A 12,932-nucleotide genomic window follows, 5' to 3' on the forward strand; every position below is an offset into this window, starting at 1 on the left:
CACCAGTGTCGCGGCCTGTTCGTTCAGGCTTGCTGCCGCGGCGGCGGATTCTTCGACGAGCGCGGCGTTCTGCTGCGTGGTCAGGTCGAGCTGGTTGATGGCGTCGCTGACCTGCGAGATGCCTTGGCCCTGTTCCTGTGCCGCGGCGCCGATCTCGGCGATCAGGTCGGCGACGCGGCGCACCTGGGTCACGATGTCGTTCATGGTGGCGCCGGCCTCGGTTACGAGTTGCGAGCCGGTTTCGACCTTGCCCACGCTTTCACCAATCAACTGCTTGATTTCCTTGGCGGCGCCCGCGCTGCGTTGCGCCAGCGCGCGCACTTCACTGGCCACGACGGCGAAGCCGCGGCCCTGTTCGCCCGCGCGGGCGGCTTCGACGGCGGCGTTCAGTGCGAGGATGTTGGTCTGGAAGGCGATCGAGTCGATCACCGCGATGATGTCGACGATCTTGCGCGAGCTGGCCGAGATCTGGTCCATGGTGCTGACCACGTTGCCCACGACCTCGCCGCCGCGCGCGGCCGCCTGGCTGGCCGAGCCGGCCAGTTGCGAGGCCGTCTGCACCGAGTCCAGGTTCTGCTTGATGGTGGCGTTCATCTGCTCCATCGAGGCCGCGGTTTCCTCGACATTGGCCGCCTGCTCTTCGGTGCGCTGGCTCAGGTCGGCGTTGCCGGTGGCGATCTGCGTGGAGCCCGTGGCGATGGAGTCGCTGGTCTGGCGCACCTGGCTCACCAGTTGGGCCAGCTTGGCGCGCATGGCGTTCATGTTGGCCAGCACGCTGCCGTCGTCGCCTTCGCGAAGTTGCACCCGCACGGCAAGATTGCCCTTCGCGACTTCCTGCGCGATGACCGCGGCGTAGGCGGGCTCGCCGCCAAGTTTGCGCATCACGGCGCGCACCAGCGACAGGCCAAGCACGATGCCGGCGATCGCGGACAACGCGATGAGGACCGAGATGATCCAGAACGTGCGCTCGACAGCCGCAGCGGCGTTTTCGGTATCCAGGCGGGCCAGCTCTTCCTGGCGCTTGGCAGCATCCATGAGGATGTTGCGCGCCGCCACGTGCAATTCGGCCGAATCCTTGTGCAGCACTGCCATCGCGTTTGCATCGGCGCGGTCGGCCAGGGTCTTCACGTCATTGACGGCCGTCTTGTAGCGGGTCCATGTTTCCGACAGCTTGCCGCCTAGGTCGCGCAGCGCGGGATCCTGCTCCTGAAGCAGGCGGTCGCGCGCCTGCAGCACCGACTTCTCGGACTCCTCATTCAGCCGCAGCTCGTTCTGGCGCGCCTGCGGATCGGTGTTCCAGATGTAGACGTACATGCGGCGGAAGTGCGTCGCGCCCTGGCGCGCGGCATCGACCACTACGCGCAGCGGCATCACCGTCTCGGTGTACATCGCGCGCTGCTGCTGGCTGACGCTCCACAACTGCTTCATGGAGATGACGCCCACTGCGAGCAGCGTCACGATGAAGAACAGCACGAGGGCGATCAGGCTGCTTCGAAGGGAAAGGTTCTTGAGTTTGGACATGATGGGCCACGCGGGTGGAGGCGGGATGCCTCCGGACTGCGGCCACTAGAGCACACGATGGTGCGGCGCAATAAGGAGAAAACAGGGGGAAAAGGGCGAGTCGGCCCGCCCGATGCGAGAGGCGTCCCGGAATACGGGAAAAGTACTGGTTTTTCTGGAAGCGTCTTGAAAATGTCACACGAAATCACCCGCGTCCGCAAGGCGGAAATCGGGCGGAATCGCGACGCCGCGTTGCGTCGGTTTGCGTGCGGATGCTGCGCTGCGGCATTCGCAGCGCTCGGGTTCAGCCGGCGGCCGCCGCAGCGCAGGGAAGACAGGCCGCCGTCACTAAGGATACAATTGAGTATTATTCCCATTTGAATGTTGCCGCTGCAGATCGTGGATCCCGCTACCGTTCCCATGCCTGTCCCTCCCTCAGGCGACACGGCTGCCGTGGCTGCCGCCTACCAGGAACACCACCGGTGGTTGCTGGGTTTGCTGCGGCGTCAGTTGGGCGGCGCCCAGCAGGCGGATGCCTGGGACCTGGTGCAGGACACCTTCGAAAGGCTGATGCGCCAGTCCTATCTGGAGAAGGCCTCCTGGAACCGGGGCTATCTGGCCACCATCGCGAAACGGCTGCTGATCGACCGGCACCGCCGGCGCGCGCTCGAAACCGCATACCTTGAAGCGCTGGCCGCGCAGCCGGAGCCCGTGGCGCCTTCAGCCGAAATGCTGGCGCAGTTTGCCCAGCAATTGCTGGCGGTCTGCAAGGTTCTGGACCGGATGCCCGCGCGAATGCGGCGGGTGTTTCTTCTGGCGCGCATTGATGGGCACGCCTTGGCGGTCATCGGGGAAATTCTCGGCGTCAGCGTGAACGTCGTGCAGAAGGACCTGATACAGGCGTGGCAACGCCTGTATCACGCGTTTGATGACTGCTGACGCCGCCACCGACCGGATCGTCGCTGAAGCCGCGGGCTGGATCGTGCGGCTGGATCATGCTCAGGACAGCGCCGCGCTGCAAGCCTGGCGCCAGTGGCACGATGCCGACCCCAGGCACGCGGAGGTCTGGCGCCGCTTCGGCCATATACGCCAGGCGGTTCCGGATGGCGCGCGCGGTTCGGGTCCTGATCTGGCCGCGGCGCGGGCGCTGCGGGTTGCCGCCGATTTTCATCCGCGGCGGCGGGCGCTCAAGCTGCTGTTGGGCGGCGCCGGCGCCGGCCTGCTGGCGGCGGCGGGTTATCAGCAGGCCGACCGCGCGGGTTGGCTTGCCGCCCACCGGACAGGCGTGGGCGAACAGCGCCGGATCGCGCTGTCCGATGATGTCGAACTGATGATGAATACCGGCACGGCGCTTGATGTGAGCGCGGCGTCATCCGGCATCGACGTGCGGCTGCTGAAAGGCGAAATCATGCTGGAGGGCCTTGCGTCCGCAGCGCCCTTGCGCGTGATCACGCGCCATGGCGAGGTGTCGTCCGTGCGGGCGCGCGTGGCGGTACGCCTGCAGGACGGCGCGACGCGCGTGGCGCTAGACCAGGGCGATGCGCAGGTGCGGACCCGGGAGAACATCCGTTCACGGATGCAGGCCGGCGATACGGCGCGATACACCGGCAGCCGGATCGTGGCGGAAGACGGACGCGCGGGGCGCGAGTTCGCCTGGGCCCAGGGCGTCCTGATCGCCGACAACATGCCGCTGGAAGCCTTTCTTGCCGAACTCGGGCGTTACCGCGAAGGCCTCGTGCGCTGCGACGACGAGGTCGCCCACGTCCGCGTGAACGGCACTTTCCGCGTGCAGCAGACGGACCGGGTGCTGGAAGCGCTGGCTGCGGCCCATAACCTGAGGCTGGTCTACCGCACCCGCTACTGGGTCAACGTGGGACGCGCATGAGGGCAGGGCCGGGCAGGAAGGTAATCATTTGTAAATTCCCGGCAGATTGAAGGGACTGCTTCGTTTGTACAGGGAAAGGCGCTCATCGTGGGCGCCAACCCAGAGCCGTTTCATGTCAATTTTCCGACCTGCTTCATTTGTACCGCCCGTGCTGGGCGCCATCCGCAAGACATCCGCCTCCCTGCTTTTGGGAACATGCGCCGCCGCATTGACGCTGGCGCATCCGATAGACGCCAGGGCCGCTTCCGGGATCGACATCACGCTGCCGGCAACGACCTTGCAGGATGCGCTGCTGCAGTTTGGCCAGGCCAGCGGCACCACGATCATCAGCGATCCGGCGCTGACCGCCGGCAAGCGCAGCCCGGCGGTCCGGCTGCAGGGCGGCGTTGGCGAATCGCTGCGTCAGCTATTGCAGGGCTCCGGCCTGCAGGCCGTGCCCAACACGAACGGCGAGGGCTATCGCCTGGAGCGGCAGCCGCACTCCGACGCGGGCGGGGTGGCAACGCTGTCCGCGGTGACGGTCACGGGCCGGACGGACGGCAATGTCGGCGTGCTGGGCCTTTCCAGCAGCGCCGGCGCCAAGACCGATACGCCGCTGTTGGAAAGCGCCCAGTCGATCTCGGTGATCAACCGCGACCTGATGGACATGATTGGCGCAAAGAGCACGGCCGAGGCGCTGCGATACAGCGCGGGGGTGAACGTCGGCGGCTATGGCGTCGACAGCCGCGTCGACGAGATATCGGTCAGAGGCTTCCGCACGGGCAGCTTCGCCAACAACCTCTACCTGGACGGGCTGCGCCCGCCCGGTTCGAGCAGCGGCGCTACGGCATCGGCGACCCAGTTCGACGGCTATGGACTGGAGCGCGTCGAAGTGCTGCGCGGCCCTTCTTCGGTGCTCTACGGCCAGATCGCGCCGGGCGGACTGGTGAACGCAACCAGCAAGCGGCCGACCGACTACGCCCGCGGCGAAATCGGCGTCAGCACCGACAATTACGGCCTGGCGCGGTTGAACGCGGACGTGAGCGGTCCGCTGGATGAAGAGGGCAAGTGGCTCTATCGCGTGGTGGGAACGGGCTATCACACCGAAACGCAGGTCGACCATATCGACCTGAACCGCGTGATGTTCGCGCCCAGCCTGACATGGCGGCCGTCGGCGAGCACGTCGCTGACGCTGCTGACCAACTATCAACAGGATCGCGGCGGCAGCACGTATCAGTTCCTGCCGTCGCACGGCACCTACTTCGCGACGCAATACGGCAGATTCGGTTCGGACAGGTTCCTGGGCGAACCGGCATTCAGCGCCTATGACCGGACCCAGTATTCGATCGGCTATCTGTTTTCGCACCAGTTTTCCGACCGGGTGAAGATCAACCAGGGCGTGCGCTACATGCGCGTCGATACGGACAATTCGTCCGTGGCGCGCCAGGGCGATCTGCAGCCGGATGGGCGCACGCTGCGGCGCACGGCGTCGATCAGCCAGATCCGCTCGGAAGGCTTCACGGTCGACACCAATGCGGAAGTGGGCTTCAGGCTGGGCGAGACGGATCACACGGTCCTCACGGGGCTCGACTACCGGACGCAGACCATCCGCGTGCAGCAGGCCACCGGCACCGTGGGTTCGCTGGACGTGTTCAATCCGGTCTACGGCAGCCCGGTGAAGATCGGGTCGCCGGTTCCGACCCGGCGCAGCGACAGCGATCAAATCGGCCTCTACACGCAGGACCAGATCCGCTGGGGCCAATGGACGGCCACGGTGGGGCTGCGCCATGACTGGTCGCACGACAACGCGCTGGTGCGCTCCACCGGCGCCAGCACGCGCTATGCCGACGAGGCCACCACCTGGCGCGCCGGCGTCGTGTACCTGTTCGAGAACGGGCTTGCTCCCTACGCCAGCTATGCGACATCGTTCGAGCCGGTCAACGGCGTCGGCTACGGCGGCCAGCCGTTCAAGCCGACGGAAGGCAAGCAGGCCGAAGTGGGCATCAAGTACCAGCCTCCCGGCTCGCGCAGCCTGGTGACGCTGTCCGCCTACGAGATCCGCCAGCAGAACATCACGACGCCCGACCCGGACCCCACGCACTTGTGCGACGGCAGCCTGTGCCAGGTGCAGACCGGCGAGGGGCGTGTGCGGGGCCTGGAACTGGAAGGCAATCTTGCGCTGACCGACAACCTGACGATGGTGGCGTCGGCGACGCTGATGAACAGCAAGGTCACGCAAAGCAACAGCACCGACCTCGGCAAACAATTGCCGCGCGTCCCGCGCCGCAGCGCCAACGTGTGGCTGGACTATCGTTTCGACCAGTCGGTCCTGCCGGGCGTCAGCGTGGGCCTGGGGCTGCGTCATGTCAGCGCAAGCTATGGCGACAGCGCGAATGAATATCGCACGGGCGCACTCAACCTGGTCGATGCCGCGGTGCGTTACGACATGGGCAATCTGAATCCGGCATTCAAAGGAATGAAATTCTCCCTGAACGCCACGAACCTGGCCGACAAGGAGTATCTGGCCAGTTGCTCCGGCGCGGCCAGCTGCTACTACGGCGCACGCCGGTCGATTACCGCTAACCTGAACTACGCCTGGTGATTCCCGTTGACGCCTCTTTCTGGAAAGAACATGTCCCGTTTCAAATCCATGCTGAAATTCTCCGGCCCGGCCTTGCTCGGCGCGCTGTGGCTCACGGCAGCCAGCGCCCAGCCGGCGCCCGCGGATGCGCCCGTGCGTCCCGGCATGCAACTGGTGGGCGAGACCGTCGCGGATAGGCCGTCGGCGTTCTATCGCTTTGAAACCCACAGGCTGGATTCGGCCGACGGCAAGCGCCGCTATCGCATCCAGATCGCCGTGCCGAAGCAGGCGGCCCCCAAGGGCGGCAGTCCAGTGCTGTACATGCTGGACGGAAACGCGGCGCTGGCGACGCTGACCGATGCCGATTTGCAGCGAATTTCAACTGGCATCGCGCCGGTGCTGGTCGCCGTCGGCTACGACGTGCCAACCCGCAACGACGTCGTCTCGCGGGCCTACGACTACACGCCGCCGGTCTTCGAAAACGGCAAGCAGCTGCCCAATCCTGTCGTCCGCGGACACGAGGGAGGCGGGGCCGACCTGTTCCTGGAGTTCATCCGCACCCAGGTCAAGCCGCTGGTGCGCCGGACCGCCGCCGTCGATTCCGCCAAGGAGTATCTGTGGGGGCATTCATACGGGGGACTGTTCACATTGCACGTCCTGTTTACGCAGCCCGACGCCTTCGCGCGCTACATCGCGGGCGATCCGTCTGCGTGGTGGAACGATGGCGTGCTGGTGCGGGAATGGCGGCAGTTTCAGCCGGAGCGGGCCGCGGGCAAGCGGGTCGCCATCCTGGTGGGAACCAAGCCGCGCGAACCCGGCAGGCCCACGCCGATACCCGCAACGCCTGGGGCGAACGGCCAGGCGGTCGACCAGCGCGCCGCCGTGCGCGAGATGGCCGACGGGCTGCACGGCGCGGGGGCCCAGGCGACCTACGAAGCGTTTCCCCAGTTCGGTCACGGGGAAATGCTGCGCGCTTCGCTGGAGCGGGCGCTGGACGTGGCCGTGGCGCCTTGATCGACTACAGGAACGCGCTGGCGCTCAGCGCGGGGTCTGCCGCCGTGCCCACCAGCCGGTACAGGCCGTTGTCCGTGGAAACGCCGAGCTTTCGGAACGCCGCCGCCTTCTGTGAACTGATGGTCTTGGGGCTCTTGTGCAGCCGCTCGGCGATTTCCATGACGTTGGCGCCGGCGACGAACTTGCGCAGCACCGCATACTCGCAGGGCGAGAGTTCGGCGGTGCGCAGAAGCGCCTGAATGCGCGGTTCGGAGAGATCGCCGCGCGCTTCGCGTGGCGTTATCGGCGCGAGACTGTCGGGAAGCTGGTCGCGCATGTCGGGATCAATGTAGCGGCCGTCGTCGTGGACACGCCGCAAGGCGCGGATGATGTCCTCTTCGTGGGCGCGCTTGTTGATATAGCCGTGTGCGCCAAGGCGCATGGCCAGCGCGACGATCGCGGGGTCTTGCGTTGCGGAGAAAACCAGGATGCGGGTCTGGGGGTATTGCTGGCGCAGACAGCGGATCAGCTCGGCGCCGTTCAGGTCGGATGTATCCAGGACGTACTCCATGAGCAGTACGTCTAGCGGGTCCGCCGGCATGGCGTCAAACAGTTCGTAGCTGTCCTCGAAGACGCCCGTGACCTTGATGTCGGCATAGCCTTCGAATAGCGATTTAAGGCCCTTGAGCACCAAAGGTTGACTGTCCAACATGCCTAGCTTGAGGAGGTTCTGATGCATGGAACTTTGAAGTGTTGTCGTGCTGCGTCAAGAAGGATCCTTGGGCCCGGCCGCAAGGATCGCTGAACTCTGCCCCGCTCGTTCGAGCAAGCCGGCGTCACGCTTCGGGTGGCGGCAATGGCATTGCGCAGATTGTTGGCGTTCCGGTGTGGGCCGGATATAGAAAATTCGCGAAAACGTCTGATAACTGCCGGATCTGTGGCGATTAAATGCGCAGAATTTGCGTGGCGTCATCCCGCGGCTGATAAATATCAGGTCCCACTCGCGTCTCTGTCCAGTCCGATTGTCCGGGTGTGGGCAACTGGATAGCCTGAGCTTTCCTGGAATCAGATTCCCGTAGAGCAAATGACAATACTCAGGCGCGTCCTTTTCGGAAAACTCAATCAACGCATGTTCCAGAGCCTGGAATCTGCAACCTCCTTCTGCAAGCTGCGCGGAAATCCCTACGTCGAAGTCGCGCATTGGCTGCACCAGCTTTTGAATCAGTCTGATGGCGACCTCCAGCGCATCCTGCGGCATGCCGGCGCGGATACCGAAGTGATTGCCCTGCACTTGCGCGAAGCGCTGGCGTCCTTGCCTGGCGGCGCAGGATCGGTCAGCGACTTTTCCTACCAGGTTGAACTTGCGGTCGAACGGGCGTGGATCAGCGCCACCCTGCAATTCCAGGATGAGCACATACGCGGCGCATGGCTGGTGCATGCGCTGGCCACCGATCCCGAGCTGCGCCGGGTTCTGCTGGGGATATCCCCGGAATTCCGCAAGATTCCGATGGAAGACCTGGACGTGCCGTTGCGTGCGTGGATCGAAGGGTCGCCCGAGGCGGCGGATGGCAACGCCGGAAAGCCCGGCGACGGCGCCGCCGCCGACCGTGAACAATCCGACGATCCGTTGCAAAAGTTTTGCACCGACCTTACCGCCAGGGCCCGCGAAGGCGGCCTGGACCCGGTCCTGAGCCGCGAGACCGAGATACGCGCCATGGTCGACGTGCTGATGCGCCGCAGGCAGAACAACCCCCTGCTCACGGGCGAGGCCGGCGTCGGAAAAACGGCCGTCGTGGAAGGCCTGGCGCTGGCGATCGCGCAAGGGCGTGTGCCCCCCATGCTGGCGGGCGCGCGCCTCCTGAACGTGGACATTGGCGCCATGCTGGCGGGCGCCAGCGTAAAAGGCGAATTCGAGTCGCGATTGAAGGGGCTGCTTGACGCCGCCAGGCGGTCCACGGCCATGACCATCCTGTTCATCGACGAAATGCACACGCTGATCGGGGCAGGCGGGCAGGCGGGAACGGGCGATGCGGCCAACCTTCTGAAACCCATGCTGGCGCGGGGCGACCTGCGGGTTATCGGCGCGACCACCTGGGCGGAATACAAGCGCCATATCGAGAAAGACCCGGCACTGACGCGGCGGTTTCACATGCTGCAGGTGGCCGAACCCCAGGTGGAGCAGGCCGCGGCGATGGTCCGCGGGCTGGTGCCCAGCTTTGCGCGCCACCACGGCGTGCTTGTGCGCGACGAGGCCGTCCGGGCCGCCGTGACACTCTCGCAGCGCTACTTGCCCACGCGGCAGTTGCCCGACAAGGCGATCAGCCTGCTGGACACGGCCTGCGCGCGCGTGGCGCTCTCGCAGCATGCGCCGCCCAAGGCGCTGGAACATGTCGAGCAGCGGATCCTGGCCTGCGAGGCCGAGCGCGACCTCTTGAAGGCGGAAGTGGCGGTCGGCCTGCGGGAGGCATCGGCGCTTGCCGAGCTCGACGCGCGCATGGAGGCACTGCGCGACGAAAAGGCGGCCCTGGAAGCCAACTGGCGCGGCCAGGCAGAGCAGGTCCAGGCGCTGCTGGGACGCCGGGAGGCGGCGCTCGAAGGCCAAGAGGGCGGGCAGCAGGAGTCGGCCGCCGCGCTGTCGGACGCTGCCTGCGCGTTGCGCGCCCTGCAGGGCGATTCGCCGCTGGTCTATCCAGAAGTGGGCGAAGCCGCGGTGGCCGAGATCGTGGCCGACTGGACCGGGATCCCCGTGGGGCGCATGCTCACCGACGAGATCACTGCGGTGCGTAACCTGGAAGACTCGCTGCGCGCACGCGTCATCGGTCAAGAGGAACCCATCTCGCGCATCGTGCAGCGTGTGCGGACAGCGCGCGCGGGCCTGTCCGATCCGCAGAAGCCGCAGGGAGTCTTCCTGCTTGCCGGCCCATCAGGCGTGGGCAAGACAGAGACGGCGCTGGCGTTGGCCGAATCGCTCTATGGCGGCGAGCAGAATCTGATCTCCATCAACCTCAGCGAATACCAGGAGTCCCATACCGTTTCCGGCTTGCGCGGCGCGCCGCCGGGCTATGTCGGCTATGGAGAAGGCGGCGTCCTCACCGAGGCGGTGCGCCGGCGGCCTTACTCCGTGATTCTGCTCGATGAGGTCGAAAAGGCGCATAACGATGTGCACGAGCTGTTCTTCCAGGTGTTCGACAAGGGCTACATGGAAGACGGCGACGGGCGCTACATTGATTTTCGCAACACGGTCATCCTGCTGACCACCAACGTGGGCAGCGAACGGATTTCCACCCTGTGCGCCGACGAGGAGGCGCCGCCCGGGCTCGACGGGCTGCGAGAAGCGGTGGAGTCCGACATGCTCGCACGGTTCCCCGCCGCGTTGTTGGGGCGCCTGGCCGTCGTGCCGTATTCGCCGCTACGGACCAACGCGCTTGCCAGCATCGTGCGGCTGCACCTGGACAAGGTCGTGCGCCGGATGGCGGATACCATCAAGTCCCGGCTGACCTACGGGCAGGAGGTCGTGGACTACGTCGTCGCGGCGTGCCAGGTCGACCAGACGGGTGCGCGCGCCTTGATCGGATTCCTGGAGCAACACATCCTGCCGCGGCTTGCCACGGTGTGGATGGATTTCATGTCCCGGCGCGACGTGCTGGATCATGTGCACATCGTGCTGGCGGATCCGGACGCCGGCCCCGAACTCGCCCTGGCGTTCGAGTCGCATTCCGACGGCGGGGCTTGATGAGGAACCGCCGTGAGCAATCACATCCATGTGGTCGTGGCGGACGGGCATCCGGTCTGCGTCAAGGGCGTGAAACTCGAACTCTCGGGCATTGAGATCGCGCGGGTCGAAGCCTGCGCGTTTGACTCAACGCAATTGTTTGATGTGCTCGCCAGCCACGCGTGCGATGTGCTGATCTGCGACTACGTCATGTCCGGCGGCCACTTCGGCGACGGCCTGTCGATGCTGTCGCAGATCCGGCAGCGGTATCCCGCAATCAAGCTGATCGTGCTGACGTCCCTGGGCAGTTCCATGGTGGTGCAGGCGCTTGAGCGCCAGGGCGTGAAGGGCATCGTCAGCAAGTTCGACCGTTCCGAACACATGCTGCACGCGTTCCACGCGGTGTGGCGAGGCGACACCTATCTTTCGCCACGCATCCAGGGGGCGCTTTCCGCGGACTCCAGTGCGGCCGAAGCGGAGCGCATGGGCAAGCTCACGGCTTGCGAAATCGAGGTCGTGCGCATGTTTTTGTCCGGCTTGTCGGTGGGAGAGATCGCGGCGAAGTTCGGCCGCAGCAAGAAGACCGTCAGCGCCCAGAAGCGCGCCGCCATGCGCAAGCTGGATGTGGCTTCTGACATTGAACTGGTGCGCTATGGAATCAGCCATGGCCTGGTCGCATGAAGCGGCCGCGTAGATCGTGACGATATAAAAAAAGAGCCCAGCGTCAGACGACGCTGATGTTCCTTCGTGATTGCCATCCCTACACTCGTAATCGTCTTGTCCATTCAAGGACAGACGATCGGGATTCTGGAAATCACGTGCAATCACGTGGCCCGATCTACCCACAGTTCTAAGTCAAGGAAAGCAAGATGAAATCCAGTACTTATCGCTTGGCATTGCTGGCGCTGCTGGCGGGCGCGGCACTGCCCATCCATGCCCAGACGGTCACGCAAGGAAAGGTCACGTTCAACGGCGAGCTTATCGCCGACACCTGCGCAGTCATGACCGAGTCCCAGGATCAGGTCGTGCCTCTCCCGACAGTGTCCGTGCAGTCGCTGGACTCGGCGGGCGATACGGCCGGTTCCACGCCATTCCAGATCAAGGTGGATAACTGCCCGGCAACTGTCAACCAGGTCGCCGCGCATTTCGAAATGACCAACATGGAGCCCGCCTATCAAACGCTGAAGAATCTGGCCACCGCCTCGGCGGCCACGAACGTTTCCGTTCAATTGATAGAAGCCGATGGCACGCCGATTCCCTTGGGTTCCCGCGGCGCGCTGTATGCCGTCACCGGCACCGGCGCCGCCCGCGGCGCCGTCATGACTTACGGCGGCCAGTACTACGCACTTGGCGCCACGACGCCGGGTGTGGTCACGACCTACACGCAGTTCACCCTGGCCTATCCGTAAGTAAGCGCGGCAGTTCTACCACCGCAACAGTTGCGGGGGGGTATCTCTCCCCCCCCCCGCGGCGCCTCTGCCTGCCTATCAATATTGGGGACTATCGTGCTCTTCGTTCGTCTGCGCGCACTTCTGGTTGCGCTCGTGACTTGTATTCCCGCGCTGGCCGAAGCGGGCGTTGTCATCACCGGCACCCGCGTCGTTTATCCCATGGGCAGCCGCGAGGTCAATATCCGCCTGCGCAATGTCGATCAAAAGCCGGTGCTGGTTCAATCGTGGATCGACGACGGCTCAGTCAACGAGTCGCCGGGGCGACTGGATGTGCCTTTTGTCATTTCCCCGCCCATGTCGCGGGTGGAGCCCCAGCGTGGGCAGACGCTGAGGGTCGTCTATACCGGCGCCGATCTGCCGCAGGACCGCGAGTCGCTGTTCTTTCTGAATGTGCTGGAGGTTCCTCCCAAGTCAGAAAGAACAGAGAACGTGAACTTCATGCAGCTCGCAATCCGGACACGCCTCAAGCTATTTCTGCGGCCCGATGCGCTGGCCACTCCCGTGGAAGAAGCGCACAAGGCGCTGATCTGGCACGCCGCGGCCCAGGGCGCGCTGCGCGTCGAAAACCCCACGCCCTACCACATGTCGTTCAGCCAGGTCATGACCAATACGCGCGATGGCCAAGCCGGATATGAGCAAGGCATGGTCGCGCCGTTCTCGACGTTGGAATTGGCCCGCACGCCGGGCAAGGTCCAGACCGGGGAGCCGCTGGCTGCTGGCCTGGTCCGGTTCGGCGTCATTAATGACTATGGCGCGGAAGTCCTGGGCGAGTCGGAAATCCGATCGCGCCCATAAGCTCCAGAGGGAAAGAAAATGTCGCGAGATGGCGGT

10 protein-coding genes are annotated in these 12,932 nt (G+C 65.1%); 8 read left to right on the forward strand and 2 right to left on the reverse strand.

Annotated features, from left to right (window positions below):
• Positions 1 to 1,521 (reverse strand): methyl-accepting chemotaxis protein (locus KYC_RS30040; RefSeq protein ID WP_008159013.1); only part of this gene is annotated, 1,521 nt, incomplete at its 3' end.
• A 399-nt stretch (positions 1,522 to 1,920) separates the two neighbouring features.
• On the opposite strand from KYC_RS30040, the gene KYC_RS03750 reads away from it, so the two are divergent.
• From KYC_RS03750 to KYC_RS03765, 4 genes are all read left to right on the forward strand, one after another.
• Entirely contained in the window at positions 1,921 to 2,439 is a 519-nt protein-coding gene (locus tag KYC_RS03750; protein ID WP_050814832.1) for a sigma-70 family RNA polymerase sigma factor, read from the forward strand.
• Positions 2,429 to 3,385 carry a FecR domain-containing protein gene (locus KYC_RS03755; RefSeq protein ID WP_008159016.1) on the forward strand — a complete coding sequence of 319 codons (957 nt, stop codon included), beginning with the start codon at positions 2,429 to 2,431 and terminating at the stop codon, positions 3,383 to 3,385. The genes KYC_RS03750 and KYC_RS03755 overlap by 11 nt, the downstream gene beginning before the upstream one ends.
• A 112-nt stretch (positions 3,386 to 3,497) precedes the next feature.
• On the forward strand, positions 3,498 to 5,966 hold the full coding sequence (locus KYC_RS03760) for a TonB-dependent siderophore receptor (protein WP_081477976.1): 2,469 nt from the start codon (positions 3,498 to 3,500) through the stop codon (positions 5,964 to 5,966).
• Between the two features lie 30 nt (positions 5,967 to 5,996).
• The gene (locus tag KYC_RS03765; protein WP_008159022.1) at positions 5,997 to 6,959 is read left to right on the forward strand and encodes an alpha/beta hydrolase; all 963 of its coding nucleotides are present in this window, start codon (positions 5,997 to 5,999) and stop codon (positions 6,957 to 6,959) included.
• 4 nt (positions 6,960 to 6,963) lie between these two features.
• Here the strand turns inward: KYC_RS03765 and KYC_RS03770 are convergent, their stop codons facing one another.
• On the reverse strand, positions 6,964 to 7,677 hold the full coding sequence (locus tag KYC_RS03770; protein ID WP_050814829.1) for a response regulator: 714 nt from the start codon (positions 7,675 to 7,677) through the stop codon (positions 6,964 to 6,966).
• Positions 7,678 to 8,022: 345 nt separating this feature from the next.
• On the opposite strand from KYC_RS03770, the gene tssH reads away from it, so the two are divergent.
• From tssH to KYC_RS03790, 4 genes are all read left to right on the forward strand, one after another.
• Positions 8,023 to 10,671, forward strand: a complete 2,649-nt coding sequence (tssH, locus tag KYC_RS03775; protein ID WP_043517461.1) for a type VI secretion system ATPase TssH — start codon at positions 8,023 to 8,025, stop codon at positions 10,669 to 10,671.
• Positions 10,672 to 10,683: 12 nt separating this feature from the next.
• Complete coding sequence (locus KYC_RS03780) at positions 10,684 to 11,331, forward strand: response regulator (protein WP_008159028.1); 648 nt, start codon at positions 10,684 to 10,686, stop codon at positions 11,329 to 11,331.
• Between the two features lie 188 nt (positions 11,332 to 11,519).
• The gene (locus tag KYC_RS03785; protein WP_050814830.1) at positions 11,520 to 12,059 is read left to right on the forward strand and encodes a fimbrial protein; all 540 of its coding nucleotides are present in this window, start codon (positions 11,520 to 11,522) and stop codon (positions 12,057 to 12,059) included.
• Between the two features lie 96 nt (positions 12,060 to 12,155).
• Positions 12,156 to 12,896 (forward strand): fimbrial biogenesis chaperone, encoded by a 741-nt coding sequence (locus KYC_RS03790; protein ID WP_008159031.1) that lies wholly within the window; start codon positions 12,156 to 12,158, stop codon positions 12,894 to 12,896.
• Positions 12,897 to 12,932 lie beyond the last annotated feature (36 nt).

Source organism: Achromobacter arsenitoxydans SY8 (assembly GCF_000236785.1).
GTDB classification, from domain to species: Bacteria; Pseudomonadota; Gammaproteobacteria; order Burkholderiales; family Burkholderiaceae_B; genus Achromobacter; species Achromobacter arsenitoxydans.